The organism is Paenibacillus lautus, assembly GCF_050482385.1.
GTDB lineage: Bacteria > Bacillota > Bacilli > Paenibacillales > Paenibacillaceae > Paenibacillus_AQ > Paenibacillus_AQ lautus_B.
In genome coordinates this window covers 402,119-425,874 of record NZ_JBCNHV010000013.1, presented here as the reverse complement: position 1 = coordinate 425,874, position 23,756 = coordinate 402,119, and the positions used below count along the sequence as shown (strand labels likewise).

Below are 23,756 nucleotides of genomic sequence, written 5' to 3'. Positions count from 1 at the left end.
ATTGATGCAGCACGAACCAAAAAAGATGCGACTCCCACGGGAATCGCATCTTCGCCAAGATCGGTTATTCAGTTCATCTGATTGCCGTGCCCCACACTTTTTCGCTGGAGATAGGGCAATTATTGAGCTTCCCCCAAGTTACGCCTGCTTAGAAGCGGCCGGGCGATAGGCATGCGGATCCGGCATATCTTCCTCCACTTCCTGTCCATGCAGCTTCACGCTCATGGCGACCCCCAGACTGGCCATGCTGATCACAAGGGAAGTTCCCCCGTAACTGATGAAAGGCAGCGTAATCCCGGTCAACGGCATCAAGCCGATAAACATGCCGATGTTCTCGAAGATCTGATATAAGAACATGGCCACGACCCCTATAATAAGAAACGGCCCCGCACGCTCTCGGGATTCCAGGGAGATCAGGATCAGCCGATGGATCAGGATGAAATATAACAGAAGCAGGACGGAAGACCCGATAAAACCGAATTCCTCGGCAATCTGCACAAATATGGAATCGGAGTACGCATAAGGCACCCTGCCCGACTGGATCGACGATCCCTGCATGTAACCCTCGCCGCTCATGCCGCCCGAAGCGATGGCAAGCTTCGCATTCGTCGTATGATAGCTGGCCTTGGCGGTCGCCTTCTCCGGATAGAGCCACGGATCAATCCGTTCCACCCAGTGCGGCTTCAGTATTTTCGATTCCAGCAGTTCATCATGATAATGAATATAGGCCTGAGCGCCGCCGAAGGCAACGCCTGCCACAAGCGCAAGCCCAATGAGCGCGTGGGAGAACTTGACGTTCCCGATCCAGAGCAGCCCCAGCAAAATGACGACATAACTGAGCGCGTTACCCAAATCATTCTGGGCCATGACGAGCACAAAAGGCACGAACGCCAAGAGTCCGATCGGAACAACGTCTTTCCAGAAGGACAGCAGCGGTTTGTTTTTGCGCACCAATACGAAAGAAAGGAAAATAATCAGGATCAGCTTGAACAATTCAGCAGGCTGTATACTTAAACTGCCAATGTAAATCCAGCCTTGGGCGCCGTTGATGTCCTTACCGATAAACATAACGAGGACCAAAACAGCTAATCCACCCAAGTAAATATATTTAGCATATTTAATCAACAACCGGTAATCCAGCAGGCTGATTCCGAAAAAAGCAATGAAACCGACAATGTAAAAGGCAATCATGCGGAGATGAGAGCCTTCGAATTTGGTGTCAACGGTTGTGCTGTATATCGACGTAATGCTGATGCCCATCATCAAAACCAGTACAAAAACAATAACGTAATCCATCTTCTTAAATTTCTGAAGCATTCTTTACGGTCCCCCTGTGCCCGGAGCTGTTAACCTCAACCCCCGGTTTGCCTATACAGGCATATAACGATTATTCGAAAAGAAAGTTTGACGCTGCTTATCGTTGATCCAGATGATATTCCGTTAAAAAAGTCTAAAGGCGACATTACAATGGAGCGTTTCAAGGAGCAGGCCGTGCTTAGCCCCTAATGAAATATTCTAAAAGATTTCCTCCACTAATACAATTCACGGGCCCTTCTGTGGATACCAACAAAAAATACAAAAGAGATGCTGCTTTCGATAGCATCTCTTTTGATTCTAAATCCGATATACGTAAATCAAGCCTGTTTGGGTGGTGCGGAACGGTACGTTTGAGGATTGGGCATATCCTCCTCCACTTCCTGTCCATGCAGCTTCACACTCATGACAACCCCGAGACATGCCATGTTAATGATGAGGGATGTTCCACCATAACTGATGAAGGGCAGCGTAATCCCTGTCAAAGGCATCAACCCAATAAACATGCCGATATTCTCAAAGATTTGATACAGCAGCATGGCAACAATACCGATGATTAGAAACGGACCCGCTTTGTCCCGGCTTTCCAATGAAATCAAAATCATCCTGTGAATGAGTATGAAATATAACAACAACAGAAGGGAAGAACCGATGAAGCCGTATTCCTCTGCGATTTGCACAAAAATCGAATCCGAATACGTGTAAGGTACGCGCGAGGATTGTACGGAGCTTCCTTGTAAATACCCTTCTCCGCTCATACCGCCTGAAGCAATGGCCAGCTTCGCATTGTTCGTATGATAACTCGCTTTCGGCGTTGCTTTTTCCGGTATCAGCCATGGGTCAATCCGTTCCATCCAGTGGCCGCGGCTCTCCATGATTTTCGATTCTTTGATTTCATCATGATAGTGGATATAGGCCTGCGCTCCACCGAATGCGATGCCTGCTACCAGCAGCAGCCCGATGAGAGCATGCGAAAACTTCACATTCCCGATCCATAACAACCCAAGCAAGATGACAATATAGCTCAGTCCATTACCCAAGTCATTCTGAACCATGACAACGGCAAACGGGATAAACGTCAAGAGCCCAATCGGTACAATGTCCCGCCAAAAGGACAACTTCGCTTTATTCTTACGAATAAGAACATAGGTGATAAATATGATCAGCACCAGCTTAAACAATTCCGCAGGTTGAAAATCCACGATACCGAGATTGATCCAACCTGTGGCATTATTTTTGGTCTGGCCGATGAAGGAAGGCAGCAAAAGGGTTAATAACCCGCCGATGTATATATGCAGTGCGTATTTATTCCATAACCGATAATCAATCAAACTCAACCCGAAAAAGGCTGCGAATCCGAGGATATAAAATATCCCCATCTTGATATGGTGTCTTTCGAATCCGGTGTCGTCGAGCGTGGCACTATATATCGATGTAATACTGACAACCATCAGCATCAACAGTACAAAAACAATAACAAAATCAATTTTCTTGAATTTCTGAAGCATGCTTTGGTCCCCCTGTGCCCGGAGCTGTACACACTGATTTGCCAATTGAGGTAAGGTAACGATCTGAACGACAACAAACGTTTAATCGGCTCAGCCCATCATCTATTTTAAAAGAAATCCACCCAGAACACAATTAACGAGAAATTCCCAAAACATGCCTGTCAATCCCCGCCAAATCCGGCACCGTGACGATTTCCTTCCAGTGTCCTTCACTCCGCAGAAGCTCTGCCACATCCTCGGCTTGGCCCATACCCAGCTCAAAGGCGATCAGCCGCGGCGGCGCTGACAGCAAGGGCAGCTGCGCCATCATAATCCGGTACGGATTCAATCCGTCCGGCCCGCCATCCAGTGCCGTTCGCGGCTCATAATCGCGGACTTCGGGCTGAAGTCCCTCAATATCCTCCGCCGGAATGTACGGTGGGTTGGAGACAAGGATATCCGGGGTCATGCCGGCGAATGGCTCCAGCAGGTTCCCCTGCCGAAACTCGACACTGGCGTTCAGCTGCTTCGCATTATGAGCAGCTACCTCCAGCGCATCCGGCGAAATATCGCTCGCCTGCAAATCCCATGCCGGCTCCTGCAATGCCAACGTAATGGCGATGGCTCCGCTACCCGTGCCGATGTCAATGGCCTGTAGCCTTTCATTCGATCGCAGCGTGAGCTCTTGTCCATATTTCAGCACCGCCTCCACGAGCAGCTCCGTTTCCGGACGCGGAATGAGAACCGCTGGCGTAACTCCAAACGGCCGGCCATAAAATTCCTGTTCGCCGATAATATACTGCGCAGGCACGCCTTGGGCTTTGCGATTGATCGCTTCTTCCAGGGCGTGGCGGCGGTCCGCCGGAAACGGCTCCGCGAGTGCCATATAATATGAGGTTCCCGACAATCCCAGCACATGCTCCAGCAGCAGCTGCGCATTCCGCTGCGGTTCCATTACCCGCAAGCCGTCTAAAAAAGAAGAAGCCTCCACAAAGGCTTCTCTTATGCTGCGCTGCGGCGTCAATTCAAATATCGTCCGCTTCAAAGCGTTATACTCCTTTTTCCATCAGTTCAGCCTGCTCCGCAAGGGTCAGCGCCGAAACGATCTCTTCAATCTCCCCGTTCATCACTTGATCCAGCTTGTGAACGGTAAGTCCGATCCGGTGATCGGTTACACGGCTTTGCGGGAAGTTGTACGTACGGATCCGCTCACTGCGGTCACCTGTACCTACTTTGCTCTTCCGCTCACCGGCATACTTCGCTTCTTCCTCTTGGCGCATCATATCAAAGATACGGGCACGAAGCACCTGCAGCGCCTTATCTTTATTGGAGTTCTGCGATTTGCCATCTTGGCACGTAGCCACAATCCCCGTCGGGATATGCGTTACGCGTACCGCCGACTTGGTGGTGTTAACGGACTGACCGCCTGCACCACTGGAGCAGAAGGTATCCACGCGGATATCCTTGTCATGGATTTCGATATCCACTTCTTCCGCCTCTGGCATGACCGCCACCGTAGAGGTGGATGTGTGGATACGACCTCCGGATTCCGTAGCCGGAATACGCTGCACACGGTGCGCGCCGCTCTCAAATTTCATTTTGCTGTAAGCGCCGCGACCATTAATCATGAAGATGACTTCCTTGAAACCACCCAGATCGTTCGTGTTGACGTCCATCAGTTCAACCTTCCAGCCCTGGGTATCCGCATAACGGGTATACATCCGGTACAGGTCGGAAGCAAACAGTGCCGCCTCGTCGCCGCCGGCTGCGCCGCGAATCTCGATGATTACGTTCTTATCATCATTCGGGTCCTTCGGCAGCAGCAAGATCCGAATCTTCTCCGCCAGCTCGCGCTCACGCTGGGTAAGCTCCTCGATCTCCATTTTCACCATTTCGCGCATGTCGTCATCCAACTTTTCGCCCTGCATGGTTTTGGCAGCTTCGAGCTCTTCAATTACATTTTTATATTCAACATAAGCCTCATAAGCAGGCTGTAAATCGGATTGTTCTTTGGAATAATCCCTGAGCTTCTTGGAGTCATTAGCGACATCGGGGTCGCACAACAGCTCACTTAACTTCTCGTAACGGTCCGCAAGGGATTGTAATCGGTCCAACAAAGGAATTCACCTCTCTAAGATATATTCCTGAAGATATGCCCTTTTTGCACTTCATTTCGCATCAACAATGAAGTGTAAACGACTTTTTATTTTACCATGAAACGACGTATTTGACCAGCAGGCAGTTGACAGGACTGAAAGGATCTCTCCCTTCGAGTTTGGCTCCCATTCAGAGGGTGATCCACCTGTCACAGGGAAGGTCCAGCATGGCTCAGCTCATCACTATTATATCTTCAAAAAAACCACGGTCCCATGCACAAAGTGACATGGAGCCATGGCCTTTGAATACTTCAATTCCTACACATTGAAACGGAAGTGCATAACATCGCCGTCATTCACAACGTACTCTTTGCCTTCCAGGCGAAGCTGTCCGCGTTCCTTCGCGCCGTTCATCGAACCGGCCGCAACCAGATCATCGTAAGCTACGACCTCCGCACGGATGAAGCCGCGTTCGAAGTCGGTATGGATTACGCCTGCCGCTTGCGGAGCCTTCGTTCCTTTGCGGATCGTCCAGGCACGTACTTCCTGCACGCCTGCCGTAAAGTAGGTGTACAATCCCAGAAGACTGTAAGCCGCCTTGATCAGACGGTTCAAACCGGATTCTTCCAGCCCCAGCTCCTCAAGGAACATCGCTTTGTCCTCGCCTTCGAGCTCGGCAATCTCGGCTTCAACCTTCGCGCTGATTGGAACCACGAGCGCGTTCTCCGCAGCTGCGAAATCACGAACCTGCTGCACAAAAGGATTGCTGTCGGCTTCCGTAACGCCGTCTTCGCTCAGGTTAGCCGCGTATAGCACTGGCTTCAATGTCAGTAGGTGCAAATCACGAACAATCAGCTTCTCATCATCGCTCAGTTCCACACTGCGTGCCGGTTGATCGTTGTAAAGGGCTTCCTTCAGGCGCTCCAGCAGTTCTACTTCCTGAGCATACTGCTTGTTGCCGCCCTTCATGTTCTTTTTCGCGCGATCGATCCGCTTCTCCACGCTGTCGAGATCCGCAAGGATCAGCTCCAGATTAATCGTCTGGATATCGCTGACCGGGTTCACTTTGCCGTCAACGTGGGTGATGTTCTCGTCTTCAAAGCAGCGAACAACATGAACGATGGCATCCACTTCACGAATATGGGCAAGAAACTTGTTCCCGAGGCCTTCCCCTTTGCTCGCCCCGCGAACCAAGCCCGCGATGTCCACGAATTCAAAAGCGGTCGGTACCGTTTTGTTCGGCTGAACCAGTTCGGTCAGTTTGTTGAGGCGCTCATCCGGCACTTCCACGACACCGACGTTAGGATCAATCGTACAGAACGGATAGTTGGCCGATTCGGCGCCCGCTTGCGTGATCGCATTAAACAATGTTGATTTGCCGACGTTTGGCAAACCGACGATTCCTGCTTTTAAAGCCATTTATGTGACAACTCCTTATCAGGTTTACTTCTTTATTTATAAGTATTACACAGCGTTGGTTCTACTCGCCGAAGCTACGAATTGCCAGCTAAACAATCTTATTAATTATAGCAGATACCCGATAGACTTCAACACGAATATACTGCCATCGTTGAATGTGATCCGGGCTCATCATTCCGGCCATTTATGCACGAATCAGCCGTTTGGTAGACTTCAGCGCATCGATATTCCCTGCGCCGATTCCGAACATCGCCGTCCGCAGTTCCAACTCCACCTGGGCAAGCCGCTGATCCAACGCTTCCACCGATTCGACCGCCGAGCCCAGGAGTCCACGCCCGAAGCCTGCCAGATCGGCGCCAAGTGAGAGCGCTTTAGCCGCATCGACGCCGCTCTGCAGCCCGCCGCTGCCAATAAGCGAACAGGTTGGCGCAGCTTCGCGCACCTCCACGATGCATTCCGCGGTAGGATTGCCCCAACCGGCGAAAGCCTCAGCCGCAGCGCGGCGAACCGGATCCGGGCTGCGAAATTTTTCAACCTGGCTCCATGAAGTACCGCCCGCACCTGCCACGTCGATGAAGGCCGCCCCGATATTCAGCAGGCTCTGCGCCGTTTCACCATCGATTCCCCAGCCGACTTCTTTAATGCCAACTGGCACCGAAAGCGTACGGCACAAATCCTCAATTCGCCCAAGCAAACGGCCAAACCGGGTATTCCCTTCCGGCTGAAACACCTCTTGAAGTCCGTTTAAATGGAGAACCAGCATGTCCGCACCCGCGATATCCACCGCCCGCTGACAATCGTTAAGGCCAAAGCCATAGTTCAGCTGCACCGCTCCAAGGTTAGCGATAACCGGCACGCTCGGCGCACTCTCCCGGACACGGAAAGTAGAAGCAAGCTCTTCCTTCTCCACCGCGGCCCGCACAGAGCCTACCCCAAGTGCCCAGCCGCGCCGCTGCGCGGCTTCAGCCAAACGTCTATTGATCTCTCCGGTAGCCTTGCTTCCGCCAGTCATGGAGCTGATTAGAAATGGTGTGCGTACGGAAAAATCAAGAAATGTGGTGTCCAGCTTAATATCATCAAAGTCGATTTCCGGCAATGCGGAGTGACGGAAGCGGTAACGTTCAAAACCGGTAGTTACTCCCACAGAGCCTACTTCCTCATTCAAGCATAAGCGCACATGCTCTATTTTCCGCTCGCCCGTGGGCACTTCCGGCATTAGCCTGCCCTCAGGTCTTTCCAATCCTCTGCCTGAAATGGTTTCAGCAGGTTTACCCGCAGTCTCTTTATGTTCTGAATTCATCCCGTGCCTCCTTATCCACTTCACTCATCCTTTAAATAACTATATATAAGCATATCATTCGCACCACAGATTGTCCCCGCTGCATGATATGTACCTCCACAAGATAAAATATAAACTCGGTGTTCACCCATTCTTACGCATGTATTGAACTAAGAAACCTCTCGACTATCATTCTACCCTGGGATCTTAGGAACAACCCGAAATTCGAATACTATCCGAACTGTAGAAAATGGAGTGCGTCAGGACAGGTCATTCATGTTAATTAACGTTATACAACAGTAGCGATAGGAGGATGGGCTATCTTAGGTTTCCGCCAATTATTTCATAAGCGCGCTTCAGAAAATCAAAATACACCTCGTGAAGGTACAAAGCTTGTACCAGGGAAACTACCTTCCAAAGGCTTCCGCATACGAAACACGATTTTGATCGCTCTGACCCTTCTCATTCTCTGGCTTATCGGCGTGATGATTTATCAGACTCATAAGCCGCTACCGAAGGGGATCTCCTATGAAAGCCAACTCTACCAGAGCGACGTTCAAATGTGGACCGACCTGACCTATCCCGGACCAGACGGTCAACCGATACATGATCTCGAAATCGGACCACGCATTGGTCAAATTATCGATGAATCCCGAAAGTTCCTGGTGATCGATATGTTTCTGTTCAATGGCTACACCCATAAAGGTCAGATATTCCCTAAAGTCAGCGAGGAACTCACTCATCTCCTAGTTGCTCATAAGAAGAAATATCCCGACATGGATATCTTCTTTATTTCCGATGAAGTCAATACCGGATATGGCTCCTATTTGCTGCCGGAATTCGAGGCCATGAAAGCAGCCGGGATTCATGTGATTATAACCGATGTCAACCGGCTTCGGGATTCCACGCCCATCTATTCCGCTGTATGGCGAACGTTCTTCCAGTGGTTTGGCCAGTCGGGCAGAGGGACACTCCCCAATCTGATGGCAAGCGAAGCACCCGATATTACGGTCCGCTCATATCTGAAGCTGCTGAATGTGAAGGCCAATCACCGTAAAATCGTCATCAGCGAGAACACTGCGCTGGTCACTTCGGCCAACATCCATGACGCCAGCGCGTTCCATTCAAACATCGCCTTCGAAACGAGCGGGGACATCATTGGAGATATGCTTGCAGCCGAGCAAGCTGCCGTTAACCTTACAAGCCGAATCAAACTGCCGGAATATGAGCCAGACTCCAAGCCACACGTGCAACCTTCTGGTCAAGCAAACGATGTTGATGTTCGTTATTTGACGGAAGGGAAGATCTATAAATATGTTCTGAAGGCCATTGAGCAATCACAGCCCGGGGACACGCTCTGGATGGGGATGTTCTATCTGTCCGACAGCAAAGTCATGGACCAGCTTCTTAAGGCCTCGGATCGCGGCGTTGATATCCGTCTCATCCTGGATCCGAACCAGAACGCCTTCGGCCGGGACAAGATCGGCATCCCTAACCGTCCGGCTGCCGCTGAGCTCATCCAAAAATCCAAGGGCAACATCTCCATTCGCTGGTACAACACCGGTACAGAGCAGTATCATACCAAGCTTATGTACATTGCCAAACCGACAGGCAAGTCTGTGATTACCGGCGGGTCAACCAACTTCACCCGGCGGAATCTGGCCGATCTCAATTTGGAAAACAACTTATGGATAGCCGCGCCTAAGGATCATCCGCTTACCCGGGATCTGGACCGTTACTTTCATCGAATATGGCTCAACGAAGGCGCAGTCTTTAGTCTCGAAGTCGAGGCTTACCAAGGAAAAACGACATGGATGAAGGACATCCTGTTTAAACTACAAAAATGGCTCGGTTTCACTACCTTTTAAAATTCTTTCACTATGATGTATGTACGCACATGAAGTGCCGGTATGTACCGCGAGTTCCCCACCTCCACCGCATTACAGCAGAGGTGACATTAGCCGGGCGGCCGACTCCAGCAGCCGGGTCATGATTCTCTTTTTACGGGTATGATTGCGGTCGTACAGGATAGCGGATTCCTGGTCCTGCTCGAAGTCGGATACCAGCCTGCCTACGCTTTCGGTATGGACGAGTAAAGCATTAACCTCAAAATTAAGGTGGAAGCTCCGCATGTCCATATTAGCCGTGCCAATGGTTGCGACCTCGCCGTCAACGATCAGCAGCTTCGAGTGCATAAACCCTTTTTCATATTCGTACACCCTTACCCCGGCATCCAGCAGAGCCGGAAAATAGGAATGGGAAGCCAGGAAGGGCAGCCATTTGTCCGGTTTCGACGGAAACAGAATCCGTACATCAAGACCGGACAAGGCAGCCACCCTGAGCGCGGTGAATATGTCTTCATCCGGTATAAAATAAGGCGTAGCCAGCCATACCGACTTACGAGCCGACACAATCATGGAGAAGAAGATGTTCTTCAAGGCTCTTCGCTCATTGTCGGGTCCGCTTGCGATAATCTGGACGGCCCCGGCACGGTTCTCCAGCAAATCCGGTGAATAATAGATGGGTTCACTCGGCTGCTCACCCGTCATGTACTGCCAATCCTGCAGAAAGATAACTTGGAGCGTTCTGACAGCCTCTCCACGAACAAGCATGTGGGTATCGCGCCAGAAACCGAACGCCTTGCTGCGGCTTAAATACTCATCCCCTACATTCAATCCGCCAACGAATCCGACACTCCCGTCAATAACGACGATTTTGCGATGATTGCGGTAATTCACGCGGCTCGTAAAAAATATCGTTTTGGGACTGCCGAATACGGCGACCTGTACACCCGCATCCCGCATCTCCTGCAAAAAGGAAGGCGGCAGCTGCAAGCTGCCAACGGCGTCCACCATAAACCGAACAGCCACCCCCTCTTTCGCCTTCCGTATCAAAATTTCCTGGATCTGCGTTCCGATCGCATCCGGACGGTAAATGTAATATTCCATATGAATGTGATGCGCCGCTTGTTCCAGCTCCGCAATCAAGGCTGCAAAAGTCTCTTCCCCGTCGGTCAGCACCTTGGTATCGCTCGAGAAGGAAATCGGCGTTCGTGCAAGGCGGGTAGACAGCTGAAGGAGCTGCTGCACTTCGGGCTTAAAGCAGGAGATGTCTGGGGTGTTCTTCCGGAGCACTTCGCTGGTATATACCAGAACGTCCTTCCGCGCCTTTTTATCGTATTTTCTCCGCTTGAAATAGTTCTGTCCGAACAAAAAATAAAAGACAAGCCCTACGATAGGGACAAGCGCCAACAGTAGAATCCAGGCCAACGTGCTGGTGGGATGGCGATTCTCCATAAAAATCATGAATCCGATGGATACTACGGTTAGCGTAGAGAATATCCCGATAATGGTCCCGGTCGTCTTCCCGAAATAATCCATGCCAAAATAATAAAACGCGAACAACAGCGCGGTAATCAGTACAGCCTCTATTCCCTTTCTCATATCGTTTACCCCTTATTTCTTCATCGTTTCTGTCTCTATGTGTGTACGATGCTGGTCACACCATATTCTACATGATCTCCCCCAGGAACTAAAGACTGTTCTCCTTGAGCCGACAAGGCCTGATGCCCAAAAATAAAATATTGACAATGCGAACGTCATTTGTTAAAAATATAACTAACGATCGTTAGTTAGGAGGAATCTAATGAGTGCCGCCGACATTAAACAATCCGCCCTTGCCCACTTTGCCAAAAACGGTTACGAAGGGGCATCGTTAAAACATATTGCTGACGACTGCGGAATCAAAAAACCGTCGATTTATGCCCATTTTTCTAGCAAAAAGGATTTGTTTCTGCAGGTGCTTCAGGACGTATTCCAGCGCCAAGAGGACTTGATGGTAGGCTATTTTCTCGACCATGCGGATTGGCCGCTGGAGCAGCAGCTGCACGGATTTCTTGAAAGCCGTCTCCAAGCTTATCGCCTGGATGATGAAGTGCGGTTCTTCATGCGAATGGCCTTCTTTCCGCCAAGCACGCTGTATGACGAAGTAATGGCGATGGTGTATCCGCTGCTGGATCAACAGGAGCAGAACTTGTCGAGGCTGCTTGCCGCGGGTTGTCCGGAGCATGGACGTATCATCCGTCATCCGCGCGATGCGGCGATTGCCTTTATGACCTTGGTGGACGGAATCCATCTGGAAACCGTGTACGGCGGGGAAGAGCGGGCCCAAAGACGTCTTGCAGCCGCCTGGCCTGTGTATTGGTCAGGGGTTACGAAGCAAAGATATAACCATAAGAGTTAATGTTAAGAGTTAATGTTCTATGTTCTACGCATGATAAAGAAGCTTAAGGAGAATAGGAATCGGTAATCGTCAGGGGTTACTGTTGTTTTCATAAAAGGAGTGACAATCATAATGAATCGCAACTGGCTTTTTGTACTGCTTGCTGGGTTAGTCGAAGTGATATGGGTTATGGGCTTGAAGCATTCGTCCAACATCTGGGAATGGCTCGGAACCTTAGCCGCCATTACAGTCAGCTTCTATCTTATTATCGAGGCAGCCAAACGGCTGCCGGTCGGAACGGTGTATGCCGTCTTCACGGGAATCGGCACGGCCGGAACAGTGGCTTCCGAAATGCTGTTCTTCGGAGAACCGTTTAAACTGCTCAAGGTGCTTCTAATCTGCGTGCTGCTGGCAGGTGTGATCGGCCTGAAGCTGGTTACGGCGGATCATGCGGAACCGGAGGTGAGCAAATAATGGCCTGGATTGCTCTTGTATTTGCCGGATTATTTGAAATCGGCGGCGTTATCGGTATCAAAGGCGTGTCGGAACGTAAGGGATGGCGCTATGTACTGATTTTGGCCTTATCTTTTGCCGCCAGCTTCTCCCTCCTCTCCTACGCCATGACCGTACTGCCCATGGGTACCGCTTATGCCATCTGGACAGGAATCGGAACGGCGGGTGGCGCGATCACCGGGATGTTCCTGTTCGGGGAACCCAAGGAGTGGCGGCGGGTGCTGTTTATTGCCATGATTCTATGTTCGGCTGTCGGTCTGAAATTGATCAGTTAAATAATTTCAACAAATTTCATATGTTTTCAGAACCCATGAGAAGGGACGACCGTAGTAAAGTTGAAACGGTCGTTCTTTTTCATATATAATAATCCTTGACCTTATGGTCAATATAAGAACTGCAAAGTTCTCAAGCGAGGTGAGCTATTGATTGGCTGATAAAACGGCAGAAAAACGACAGCAAATACTCATCACTGCGATGCAGCTGTTTTCCGCGAAGGGCTCTTCGGTTACCTCCATGCAGGAAATCGCCGAAGTATGCGGGATGTCGAAAGGCAGCCTCTATCTTCATTTCAAATCCAAAGAGGAACTGGAAAAGAGCATTTACGAGCTTATCGCAAGCCGAATTAAAGATGAGATTCTCCGGGTCGATCAAGATCCGCTGCTTGCACCTAAGGAGCAGCTGCGCAAGCAGACGGAAGTGCTTCTGGTCCATTTTTTGGAGATCCGGGAATTTCTCCTGAAGCAATTCCATGATCAGATGCCGCCGGGGAAACCGCCTTTTAACAAGGAAAACATGCGGCAGGAAATGCTGTCTACATTGCAGTGGTTTAACAATAAGCTGAAAACCATTTATGGACCGGACGTAGAGCCGTATACGATGGAAATCGGCATGTTTATGGGCAGTATGCTCGGTTCGTATATCCGTTTCCTGTTCATGCCGGGATTTCATTTGAATGTGGGAATCATCGCTGATCATCAGATCCAGCTGCTCGATGATATTGTAGCCAGCATTCTGCGCAGACGGCCCGAGCCCCTGATCCCAATGGAGGCGGTTGGGCAATTGGGCCAATTATGCCAAACCGACATGCGCACGCAGCGTCATCCTCTCATTGTCATTAAGACGATGAAGAACGAGCTTAAGAAGATCCAGGTGGAGCCGGATGTCCGGGAAGATGCCATGGAGTCGCTTAATATTATGGAGAAGGAGCTGCTTGCCCTCCAGCCCAGCCGGGCCGTTCTGAAAGGAATGCTTGCCAACTTGGAGGGGATCGAGGACCTTGAAGCATTGTTTACGGAGCTCAAGGGCACCATCGTGACTGTACTCGAAAGCTATCTTACACCCGGTGGAATGATGAAGGGGAATTAGTCCAAGTTAGAGACATAGAGTTTTGGAGAGGAGAGAGAATCGCCTAATGAAAGGAATTATCAATTTCTCGCTGCGCAACAAGTTTGCGATCTGGCTGCTGACCATCATCGTCAGCTTCGGAGGGTTATACAGCGGACTGACGATGAAACAAGAAACCATTCCGGATATTAACGTCCCGTTCTTAAGTGTCACCGCGATCTATCCGGGTGCAGCCCCTGAAGGTGTTGTGGAGGATGTTACCAAACCGCTCGAGACGAGACTTCGCAATATTGACGGCGTCAAAACCGTAACCTCCACTTCCATGGAGAATGCAGCCAACGTCATGGTTGAGTTTGATTATAGTAGTGATCTGGACAACGCTACGGCGGCTGTTCGTGAAGCCATCAACGAGGTAAAGCTGCCTGATGACGCCCAGAAACCTACCATATCCAAATTCAGCATGAGTTCCATGCCGGTTGTCTCTCTAAGTATTGCGAACAAAGACAACATGGCATTGGATGAATTGACACGCATCACAGAGAATGACATCGTTCCCGAGCTGGAGGATTTGGACGGAGTTGCTTCCATCCAGGTAGCCGGACAATTCGTGAACGAGGTACAGCTGAAGTTTAATCAGGACAAACTGAACGAGCTTGGCCTGACGGAGGATACCGTCAAAGGTATCGTGCAGGGTTCCGCGCTGTACGTTCCGCTCGGCATGTTCGAAATGGAAAAATCACAGAAGGCCGTTGCTATTGATGGCGGCATCATCGGCATTGATGATCTGAAGAATATCGCCATTCCGGTTATTCCAGGTGGCGGTGGTGCAGATGCATCTGCCGGAGCCGGTGCTCCGAATGCCGGGGCAGGTCAACAACCATCGCAGCAGCCTCCCGGTAACGCAGCTGGGGCAGGCCAACAAGGCGCTCCTGGAACCGGTGCGGCAGCTGGCGGACCAAGCGGTGCTCCTGCCGTTCCGACCGGCATTCCAACCGTGAAACTCAGCGAGATTGCCAAAATTGAAGTTATTGGAACCTCGGAATCCATCTCCCGCACCAACGGGAAGGAATCGATCGGTATCCAAATCGTGAAAGCCAACGACGCCAATACGGTTGACGTTGTCAATCAGGTCAAAGACAAGGCCGAAGAATTGAGAGGCCTCTATCCTGGCATGGATCTGACAATCATGCTGGACCAAGGCAAGCCGATTGAAGACTCTGTTCATACAATGCTCTCCAAGGCATTATTCGGCGCACTGTTCGCCGTTCTGATCATTATGATCTTCCTGCGCAACATCCGTTCGACGATTATATCGATCATTTCGATTCCATTGTCCTTGCTGATTGCGGTTCTGTGCCTGAGACAAATGGATATCACCTTGAATATGATGTCGCTTGGAGCCATGACCGTTGCTATCGGCCGGGTTGTCGATGATTCGATCGTCGTTATCGAGAATATCTACCGGCGCATGTCCCTCTCGACCGAGAAGTTGACGGGCCGAGAGCTCATTAGCGCCGCTACACGTGAAATGTTTGTACCGATCATGTCCTCCACCATCGTAACGATCGCGGTATTCCTGCCGCTTACCCTGGTCAGCGGTATGGTCGGAGAGCTGTTCATGCCATTTGCATTGACGATGGTCTTTGCACTGCTCGCTTCCCTGGTCGTGGCGGTCACGCTCGTACCTGCTATGGCGCACAGCCTGTTCCGCAAAGGCTTGAAGAACAAACATGATCATGCAGAGAAGCCGGGCGCAATGGCCCGCGGGTATCGTTCCATTCTGAAATGGACGCTAAATCACAAAGCCATTACATTCCTGGCAGCCATCGTGTTATTGGCAGGAAGCTTGTTCCTGACGAAGTACCTTGGAGTTAGCTTTATTCCTGAACAGGAAGACAAATATGCCATGGTCACTTATTCTCCTGAACCTGGCGTCATGCTGGAGGATGTAGAGGAACGCGCATTAAAAGCGGAGAAATTGATCCTGGATCAGCCTGGAGTGCAAACGATGCAGTACTCCATTGGCGGAAGCAACCCGCTTGGTATGGGATCAGCCAATTCCGGATTGTTCTATATTATGTATGACCCGGATACAAAAAACTTCGAAGATGTCAAAAAAGCGCTTGTCGAGGATCTTGCCAAGGAAGTACCGGATGGTACTTGGTCCAATATGGACATGGCGGCCGGCGGCTTTGGCGGCAGCCAGTTAACGGTTAACGTCTTTGGCGACTCTCTGGAACAGATCAAGCCGGTGGCTGATCAAATCGCAGAGCTCGCAAACAAAGATACCGCCACCTTCGACAATGCAAAGACCAGCTTGTCCGAAGCGTTTGAGCAGTATACGCTGGTTGCCGACCAAGAGAAGCTGAGCTCCCTTGGCCTGACAGCCGGACAATTGGCCATGAAGCTGTCTCCGGTACGGGAACGTCCGGTTTTGACCGAAGTCAAAATTGAGGACAAGACCTACAATGTTTACATTGAGACGGACAGCAAAACCTATAAGAGTATAAAGGAAATCGAGAACGAAACCGTCACCTCCCCACTCGGTATCGAAGTACCGATCAAGGATGTGGCCAAGGTGGAAAAAGGAACGACTCCAGACTCTATTATGCGCATCGACGGGAAAATGGTTGTAACCGTCACAGCCGATATTCTGTCCAGTGATGTAGGATCGGCCTCCACCAACCTGGAGACTGAAGTAAACAAGCTTGAACTTCCAGACGGCGTATCTGTCCAATTCGGAGGCGTCACTGAGCAAATCAACGAAACCTTCGGACAGCTTGGACTCGCCATGCTGGCAGCCATCGCGATTGTATACTTTGTGCTTGTGGTTACATTCGGTGGCGGTCTCGCACCGTTCGCCATCCTGTTCTCGCTGCCGTTCATTGTCATCGGAGCCATTATCGGCTTGCTCGTCACAGGCGAGACACTGAACGTGTCTGCACTCATGGGCGTACTCATGCTGATCGGTATCGTCGTGACCAATGCGATTGTATTGATCGACCGCGTGATCCATATGGAGCGCGAAGGTATGAGCACACGCGAAGCCCTGCTTGAAGCCGGTGCTACCCGTCTTCGTCCAATCCTGATGACGGCCCTCGCAACGATCGGCGCTCTTCTGCCTCTCGTATTCGGTTGGGAGAGCAGCGCAGGCATCATCTCGAAAGGTCTCGGCATTACGGTTATCGGCGGTCTGATCAGTTCGACGCTGCTCACGCTCGTAGTGGTACCTATCGTGTACGAGTTCCTGATGAAGTTCAGCAAGAAAAGAATCGAAGATTAAGTAGAACACCAAAGCCCCGGCTTCCTACAATAGGAGACCGGGGCTTTTTTTGATGACTATGATGTAGACGACGATGATGTTGTCTTGCTCGCTAATGTACCAGCACAGCTTCCCTGGAATGCTTCCACGTCTTCAGCATGTTCAGATCCTGTGCGAGGAACTCTTCCAGCAGACTGAATAACGACTGATAAAGCGGACTTTCCGTGGATCCTTTCAGATCCTTGCAGAGGGATGGCACCCATGACAACAAATGCTCCTCCAGAAACTTCTCTTGAACCTCCATCAATTGCAGCATGCTATGTTCACAATACGTATTGTTCAGCATACGGTCATGAAGCAGTGTCATAAATTCCAGTTCAATGGCTATATGATCGTCCGCTTCCCCGTGCAGTTTATTAAAGGCAATACCGACGGATGCATAACAATCGGCTAAATCCTGAGCGCATCCATTCTTCGTATAATGAGACTCTGCCGCCTGACGCTGTTTGGACTGCTGAAGCAATCGGCGGTATTCCGCCCCTTCATATTCGCAAATCCGAACCAATTCCTCAGGTGAGCGTCCACATAAATATGTCATCAGTTCCGTACCGGCCTTCAAACACTCCGCAGCCTTGCTAATTCCACTTCCGCGGCTCCATTCCGCAATCATAGACAAGCTGGGCCAATTGCCCAAAAAATCAATCAGCAGCTCGTAGACCGTCCCCCGGTTTTCAAGCCATCTGTGACAGACGTCAGGCACCTCCAAAGTTTGAACAGGTGATATCGCCATATCGAACCTCCTATTGGTAACCTTTCTTGTTGGATGTGATATCCTTGACAGTATATCTTAGATGAACGCCTAATGAAAGCAGATAGAAATGATTTCCGAAAATTTCGGAAAATTCAGGAAACTTTCGGAAATCTAGAATGTCACTACTCGCTTTCAAGGGGAGAAAGCTTTTGTTCACAGCTTCAATATAATGGATCTCGAAAGCGTTTACTGTGATTCTTCTCACAAAAGAATGGCCGTTTTGCCGCTGCTTGTCCTGCCGTCATGACCCAAACGGCGCATTGACTCCCGTTCGGGGAATGGCTACAATGTGACCATGCATGCTATAAAGGGGGATTTCCATGATCGAACCGCTTAAAGATTCTTTCGGTCGGGTCCATGATTATATTCGCATCTCGGTGACGGATCGATGCAATCTTCGTTGTGTCTATTGTATGCCGGAAGAAGGAATGGAATTCCAACCTCACGATCAGATTATGAGCTATGAAGAGATTGCAGCGATCGTGCGCGTCCTTGCCCCTATGGGCGTCTCCAAAGTACGCCTTACCGGCGGGGAACCACTGGTGCGCAAGGATCTGGAATCCTTGGTCCATATGATTGCTTCCATTGAAGGAATTCAAGATATATCGCTTACCACCAACGGGATCATGCTCCCATCCAAAGCTCGTCTGCTTAAGGAAGCGGGACTCACTCGAATCAACATCAGCCTGGATTCACTTCATGAGGAGCGTTACGCGCGCATTACGCGCGGCGGACGGGTGCATAAAGTGTTGGAAGGCATTGAAGCCGCTTATGAAGCCGGCCTGGATCCGATCAAACTGAACATGGTGTTAATGAAGGGCTTTAACGAAGACGAAATTCGCGATTTTATCGCTCTAACGCTCGATCGTCCCCTCCATGTCCGCTTTATTGAATATATGCCGATCGGCCAAGCATCCGATACCTGGCGAGATTCGTATCTGCCGCTGAGCCGGGTATCCGAAGTATGCCAGGAGGCGGGTTGGACCATTCAAGAAGAGCAGGGACCCTCCGGCAATGGGCCTTCACGAAACATGAAGGTGGTTGGAGCTACAGGAACCTTCGGCCTGATCCATCCGGTCAGCGATCATTTCTGCGATTCCTGCAACCGCCTCAGGCTAACGGCGGACGGCCACATCAAGGCTTGTCTATACTGGTCCGACGAATTTAACGTGCGCCGGGTCGTCGATGATCCTTCCGCGGTGGCGAACCTGTTCCGGAAAGCGCTGGGTGCAAAACCGCTGAATCATGAAATGGCGCTCGCGCTCGAGAAAAAGGCACAAAACCATACCCCCACCGTCCGGCGCATGTCGCAGATCGGCGGATAAACCCGTCTGCTGTGCGTATACTGCCGATGGCAGACTTATTATCGCTAGCGCGCAGTTATATATTAAAAATCCCCGCCAAGCATTTAGTTGGCGGGGATTTTTTTAGTATGATTACCGGTTCATCGGGCTTTGTACATTGGTGCTGCTATAAAACTCTACTATCTATCCTCAGACAAGTCGGAATTCAGCAGGCCGCCTGCTGCCTCATATTCCCCAGGCGTGTTCATATTAAATAAAATCCTGCGCGGATCAAGGCCCGTCATTGCCTCTAATTGCTCCTCGTGCACAAAGACGGCATTCAGCTCCTGCACCCACTCCACCATGCGCAGTTGTCCCTTGATCAGCCTGTGCTCAAGACTTTCTACGGTTTCTTTGCGATATGCCGCCAGCAGCGGATGCATCCTGCCTTCTACCACGGGGATTACAGCGTCGGCTGCGTACTGCTTGTTCGCCAGATCCAGCAGTCCCCGAAGGAAACGCTCATGGATATAAGGCATGTCACACGCAGCGACCATATTCCATTCGCTTTGGGATGACTTGAGCGCTGCATGAAGTCCCGCCATCGGGCCTTGCCCGACATAGAGATCGGGAATGCACTCCAATTCAAGAAATTGATAAGCGGCCGGGACATTGGTGGATAGGATTACCCGTCCGCTAACTTTGTCAAGCACCTGGACTGTTCGCTCGATCAAACTCATTCCCTCCATGGGCAACAGCGCCTTGTTTCTCCCCATTCTCCGGGAGGCTCCACCTGCAAGCACGATACCTGTCACCTGATCCGGCGAAAGGCCAACATCTAGGGGATGATCGCTCATATGTTCTACCCGCCTTTCTTACACGTTGTAAAAAAAGTTGATTCAGTTTACAGGTCAATAACCAGAATAATGGAAAATCATTTAAAAGATGGTTTGTATCCCTTTTCAATGCATGATACATTGAAAGGAAAGCGGCTTCCTATGTTGCCGCGATTTTGGATTGTATTCGGTTTGAAAGGAATGACCTACTTGCGGAATATGGACAATGCTCAACCTTCGCTGACATCGCTCAAGCTGTTCAACTTCTTCATTTACGGAACCATGGTCATCTTCACCGGTTTCTTCCAGTTATATTTGCAAGACATCGGCATGAGCAAAATCGAAATCGGCAGCCTGATGGCCATCGCGCCATTTGTGTCCATCTTCGCAAATCCGTTCTGGGGATTCTGGGGTGACCGGGCGGCCAACATCAAACGCGTGCTGCTGATCATGATGACCGGTACGCTGCTGCTGGTCCAGTTTGTTTTTCAGGCGAATACCTATGCAATGATATACATGACGATGATTTTCTTTTATTTCTTCCAGACTCCGATGTTCTCGCAGACGAATTCGCTGATTCTAACCTATATTGAGGGGACGCAGCAAAAATTCGGCTCGTTCCGGCTATGGGGGTCGCTGGGATGGGCGCTGACGGCAATTGCTGCAGGACCTGTCATCGACCGGCTCGGATCGGGACGCATCTCCATCGTGTTCTCGGTCATGCTGCTGGTGGCGGCGTTGTTCATGTTCACACTGCCCTCCGTCCAGAAAACAACAGCGTCGGCATCGGTTAACCTTAAAGGACTCAGCAGACTGTTCCTGAACTCCTATTTTGTCTGGTTCATTCTGTTAGGCATCATGGTATCCATCCCGAACACAGCCAATAACACCTTTATGTCCCTATACATACTGGAGCTTGGCGGTACCAAGCAGATGGTGGGCCTTGCCATCTTCTTCTCGTCGATATTTGAAGTGGTGATCTTCATTCTGTTTGACCGCTTCCTGAAACGGAAAATCAATGTCCTGGTCGGCTGCCTGGCGATTGTCAGCCTGCTCTTCGCCTTCCGCTGGCTGCTGATGGCGGAAGCCAACAGCGCGCTGGAGGTGGCCTTCATCCAGCTGCTGCACTGCGTAACCTTCGGCGGCTATTTCTATGTCGGCGTTCAGTTGACGATGCTATTTGTTCCGACGCCGTATCGCGCTTCCGGACAAGCGATCTATACCTTGAGCTGGAGCGGCATATCCGGCGTCATCGGCGGTCTCGCCGGCGGCTGGATGTTCCAGAACTTCGGAGCGCAGATCATGTACATGACCGGCACGATGCTTGCCATCGTGGGTGCCATCGGCTTTGGCTGGATGTGGTACAATCTTCGCAAGCACGGGTACCAGCCACTGCATCCGGACGATCCCGAAGGCGAGGAGATCGAGGAGTACGCTGCAAGTTAGAACGTTACTAAAAGCCGTACTAGAAGCCATTCAAATGACAAGATGGTATCACCGTAAATATAACAAGACTCGAATGAATCCTGGAACGGAATCTTCGAGTCTTGTTTACGTTATAGGGAAGCACGGGAGACTCTTCTACGCCCCAATGCCGCTGTTTCTATTTGCAATCTTGATTAGCTCTTCGGAAGCTGGAACGAGCTCTTCAGCGAGACCACGCGGTTAAATACCGGGCGCCCTGGCTGCGAATACTTCGAGTCGACGTTGAAATATCCGTGGCGGAAGAACTGGTACTTGTCCTGCGGTGCAGCATCCTTCATATTCGGTTCCACGAATCCTTGCACGATTTGCAGCGAGTTCGGATTGATGTCGTCCAGGAAGGACTTCTCGGCAGTTGCTTCTTCCGCTTCGCCTGCAACCTCTGGTACCCATTCGGCTTCTTCCTCTTCGTCCTTGAACAGCGGTTCGAACAGGCGGAATTCGGCAGGTACGGCCTGCGTGGCTTCCACCCAGTGAATCGTTCCTTTCACCTTGCGTCCGGTAAAGCCGCTGCCGCTCTTCGTCTCCGGATCATACGTGCAGTGGATCTCGACAACCTTGCCGTTCTCGTCTTTGATCACATCATTGCACTTGATGAAATACGCATGCTTCAAACGCACCTCATTGCCAGGGAACAAGCGGAAATATTTGCTCGGAGGATCTTCCATGAAATCCTCTTGCTCAATATAGATCTCTCGCGAAAATGGGATTTGGCGAATCCCCATCTCCGGATTCTCCGTGTTGTTCTCGGCGTCCAGCCATTCGATCTCACCTTCAGGGTAATTCGTAATGACCACCTTCAGCGGATCCAGCACAGCCATCGTACGCGGCGCCTTCAGCTTCAAGTCCTCACGGATAAAGTGTTCCATCACTTGGCGGTCCACCGTGCCGTATGCCTTCGAAATTCCCGTCTCAAACACGAAGTTGCGAATGGCTTCAGGCGTGTATCCCAGACGGCGAAGTCCGGAGATCGTCGGCATGCGCGGATCATCCCAGCCGTCCACAACATGCTCGTCTACGAGCTGCTTCAGTTTCCGTTTGCTCGTAACTGTCTGCGCTACGTTCAGACGTCCGAATTCGTACTGGTGCGGCGTGCTGTCCATCTCGCATTCCGCCACAACCCAATCATAGAATGGGCGCTGATCTTCAAACTCCAGGGAACACAGGGAATGCGTAACCCCTTCAATGGCATCCTCCAGCGGATGGGCAAAAGCATACATCGGATAAATGCACCACGTGTCGCCTGTATTGTGATGATGCGCGTGGGAGATACGGTAGATGACCGGATCCCGCAAATTGATATTCGGCGAAGCCATATCGATCTTGGCGCGCAGCACGCGCTCTCCGTTGGCGAATTCCCCTCTGCGCATCCGCTCGAACAGATCCAGATTTTCTTCCACGCTGCGATCCCGGTACGGGCTATTTTGCCCAGGCTCGGTCAGGGTTCCGCGCTTTTCGCGGATTTCGTCAGCGGATTGGTCATCCACGTAAGCTTTCCCTTTCTTAATCAGCAGCACTGCTCGATTGTACATCTCTTCAAAATAATCGGACGCATATCGCAGCTCTTCCCAATCGAATCCGAGCCACTTCACGTCCTCCTTGATGGAGTTAACATACTCAATGTCTTCTTTCACCGGGTTCGTATCATCGAACCGCAAATGCGTCCGTCCGCCGAATTCATCGGCCAGCGTGAAATTGATCCATATGGCCTTGGCATGTCCAATATGCAAGTAGCCGTTCGGCTCCGGCGGAAAACGGGTAACGATTTCCTTGACTTTACCGGACTTCAGGTCTTCGGTAATAACATTTTTTATGAAATTGGAGGGGGTGCCCCGATGGTTCTCCACGTTGATCAACCTTTCGTCCTGTAATTTCTGTCTATCTCCTGTATAAACGTGTTTCCCTTAAATATACCTGTAATGCCGTGATTGTTCAAGGAATTCGGCACTTCCGCGCCGCAAGTTGCCGACTTGGGATAAGGATTCCAGCGAGCAGCCTGCTCCCAGCATCTAACCTGCGTACAGAGGACCCTCCCACAGCCGAAAATGCCGGTGAGAATCGCTTTGACGGGGGCTTTTCAATAGGGTAGCATGGAGAGAAAAACAACGATTGAAGGAGGCCTGCAATCATCTTATGAAACCTAGCAAATTTCCCAAAGAGCAACGCGAACAGCTGGTTGAACTGGTTCAGGAATACTTTGAAACGGAGCGCGGCGAAACCCTCGGCCACCTGGCCGCGGAAGGGGTTCTTGATTTTTTCATAGAGACCTTAGGGCCGTATCTATACAATCAAGCGCTCAGCGACTGCAGAACGGTGGTCAATCAGCGTATGATTTCCCTTGAAGAAGATATTTACGCATTAGAGCAAAAAGTGAAGCGGACTCGTTAAAGCTACATATACTTCACGATG

19 protein-coding genes are annotated in these 23,756 nt (G+C 50.7%); 9 read left to right on the top strand and 10 right to left on the bottom strand.

Annotated features, from left to right (window positions below):
- Positions 1 to 138: 138 nt before the first annotated feature.
- The 6 genes from ABEW73_RS18440 to fni all read right to left on the bottom strand — a co-directional run bounded on the left by ABEW73_RS18440 (position 139) and on the right by fni (position 7,532).
- Positions 139 to 1,317, bottom strand: coding sequence for an FtsW/RodA/SpoVE family cell cycle protein (locus tag ABEW73_RS18440; protein ID WP_430166870.1), 1,179 nt, complete (start codon positions 1,315 to 1,317; stop codon positions 139 to 141).
- Positions 1,318 to 1,634: 317 nt separating this feature from the next.
- The gene (locus tag ABEW73_RS18435; protein WP_430166868.1) at positions 1,635 to 2,822 is read right to left on the bottom strand and encodes an FtsW/RodA/SpoVE family cell cycle protein; all 1,188 of its coding nucleotides are present in this window, start codon (positions 2,820 to 2,822) and stop codon (positions 1,635 to 1,637) included.
- 133 nt (positions 2,823 to 2,955) lie between these two features.
- Positions 2,956 to 3,846: a peptide chain release factor N(5)-glutamine methyltransferase gene (gene prmC, locus ABEW73_RS18430; protein WP_430166866.1), complete on the bottom strand. Its 891-nt coding sequence runs from the start codon at positions 3,844 to 3,846 to the stop codon at positions 2,956 to 2,958.
- A gap of 4 nt (positions 3,847 to 3,850) precedes the next feature.
- Complete coding sequence (gene prfA, locus ABEW73_RS18425; protein WP_076323964.1) at positions 3,851 to 4,918, bottom strand: peptide chain release factor 1; 1,068 nt, start codon at positions 4,916 to 4,918, stop codon at positions 3,851 to 3,853.
- 297 nt (positions 4,919 to 5,215) lie between these two features.
- A complete protein-coding gene (gene ychF, locus ABEW73_RS18420) occupies positions 5,216 to 6,316 on the bottom strand; it encodes a redox-regulated ATPase YchF (RefSeq protein WP_076323963.1) in 1,101 nt (366 codons plus the stop codon).
- Positions 6,317 to 6,500: 184 nt separating this feature from the next.
- Positions 6,501 to 7,532 carry a type 2 isopentenyl-diphosphate Delta-isomerase gene (fni, locus tag ABEW73_RS18415; protein ID WP_430166918.1) on the bottom strand — a complete coding sequence of 344 codons (1,032 nt, stop codon included), beginning with the start codon at positions 7,530 to 7,532 and terminating at the stop codon, positions 6,501 to 6,503.
- Positions 7,533 to 8,023: 491 nt separating this feature from the next.
- Between fni and ABEW73_RS18410 the strand changes: the two genes are divergently transcribed.
- Positions 8,024 to 9,463 (top strand): phospholipase D family protein, encoded by a 1,440-nt coding sequence (locus ABEW73_RS18410; RefSeq protein WP_430166916.1) that lies wholly within the window; start codon positions 8,024 to 8,026, stop codon positions 9,461 to 9,463.
- A 72-nt stretch (positions 9,464 to 9,535) separates the two neighbouring features.
- On the opposite strand, the gene cls is transcribed toward ABEW73_RS18410, so the two are convergent.
- Positions 9,536 to 11,038 carry a cardiolipin synthase gene (cls, locus tag ABEW73_RS18405; RefSeq protein WP_339268520.1) on the bottom strand — a complete coding sequence of 501 codons (1,503 nt, stop codon included), beginning with the start codon at positions 11,036 to 11,038 and terminating at the stop codon, positions 9,536 to 9,538.
- A gap of 202 nt (positions 11,039 to 11,240) precedes the next feature.
- Here cls and ABEW73_RS18400 point away from each other — a divergent pair, with 202 nt between their 5' ends.
- The 5 genes from ABEW73_RS18400 to ABEW73_RS18380 all read left to right on the top strand — a co-directional run bounded on the left by ABEW73_RS18400 (position 11,241) and on the right by ABEW73_RS18380 (position 16,956).
- A complete protein-coding gene (locus ABEW73_RS18400; protein ID WP_430166864.1) occupies positions 11,241 to 11,837 on the top strand; it encodes a TetR/AcrR family transcriptional regulator in 597 nt (198 codons plus the stop codon).
- 111 nt (positions 11,838 to 11,948) lie between these two features.
- The gene (locus tag ABEW73_RS18395) at positions 11,949 to 12,290 is read left to right on the top strand and encodes a DMT family transporter (protein ID WP_430166862.1); all 342 of its coding nucleotides are present in this window, start codon (positions 11,949 to 11,951) and stop codon (positions 12,288 to 12,290) included.
- Positions 12,290 to 12,604, top strand: a complete 315-nt coding sequence (locus ABEW73_RS18390; protein ID WP_430166860.1) for a DMT family transporter — start codon at positions 12,290 to 12,292, stop codon at positions 12,602 to 12,604. Before ABEW73_RS18395 ends, ABEW73_RS18390 begins: the two co-directional genes overlap by 1 nt.
- A gap of 151 nt (positions 12,605 to 12,755) precedes the next feature.
- Positions 12,756 to 13,694, top strand: a complete 939-nt coding sequence (locus ABEW73_RS18385; RefSeq protein WP_430166858.1) for a TetR/AcrR family transcriptional regulator — start codon at positions 12,756 to 12,758, stop codon at positions 13,692 to 13,694.
- A 46-nt stretch (positions 13,695 to 13,740) separates the two neighbouring features.
- Entirely contained in the window at positions 13,741 to 16,956 is a 3,216-nt protein-coding gene (locus ABEW73_RS18380; RefSeq protein WP_430166857.1) for an efflux RND transporter permease subunit, read from the top strand.
- A gap of 91 nt (positions 16,957 to 17,047) precedes the next feature.
- Here the strand turns inward: ABEW73_RS18380 and ABEW73_RS18375 are convergent, their stop codons facing one another.
- Complete coding sequence (locus tag ABEW73_RS18375) at positions 17,048 to 17,725, bottom strand: TorD/DmsD family molecular chaperone (RefSeq protein ID WP_430166855.1); 678 nt, start codon at positions 17,723 to 17,725, stop codon at positions 17,048 to 17,050.
- Between the two features lie 341 nt (positions 17,726 to 18,066).
- Here ABEW73_RS18375 and moaA point away from each other — a divergent pair, with 341 nt between their 5' ends.
- Positions 18,067 to 19,071 (top strand): GTP 3',8-cyclase MoaA, encoded by a 1,005-nt coding sequence (moaA, locus tag ABEW73_RS18370; protein ID WP_430166853.1) that lies wholly within the window; start codon positions 18,067 to 18,069, stop codon positions 19,069 to 19,071.
- Positions 19,072 to 19,229: 158 nt separating this feature from the next.
- Here moaA and mobA read toward each other — a convergent pair whose 3' ends face one another.
- Entirely contained in the window at positions 19,230 to 19,886 is a 657-nt protein-coding gene (mobA, locus tag ABEW73_RS18365; protein ID WP_430166851.1) for a molybdenum cofactor guanylyltransferase, read from the bottom strand.
- Between the two features lie 141 nt (positions 19,887 to 20,027).
- On the opposite strand from mobA, the gene ABEW73_RS18360 reads away from it, so the two are divergent.
- Positions 20,028 to 21,311, top strand: coding sequence for an MFS transporter (locus ABEW73_RS18360; protein WP_430166849.1), 1,284 nt, complete (start codon positions 20,028 to 20,030; stop codon positions 21,309 to 21,311).
- A 173-nt stretch (positions 21,312 to 21,484) separates the two neighbouring features.
- On the opposite strand, the gene ABEW73_RS18355 is transcribed toward ABEW73_RS18360, so the two are convergent.
- A complete protein-coding gene (locus ABEW73_RS18355; RefSeq protein WP_430166848.1) occupies positions 21,485 to 23,203 on the bottom strand; it encodes a glutamine--tRNA ligase/YqeY domain fusion protein in 1,719 nt (572 codons plus the stop codon).
- A 277-nt stretch (positions 23,204 to 23,480) separates the two neighbouring features.
- On the opposite strand from ABEW73_RS18355, the gene ABEW73_RS18350 reads away from it, so the two are divergent.
- Entirely contained in the window at positions 23,481 to 23,735 is a 255-nt protein-coding gene (locus tag ABEW73_RS18350) for a DUF2164 domain-containing protein (protein WP_430166846.1), read from the top strand.
- Positions 23,736 to 23,756 lie beyond the last annotated feature (21 nt).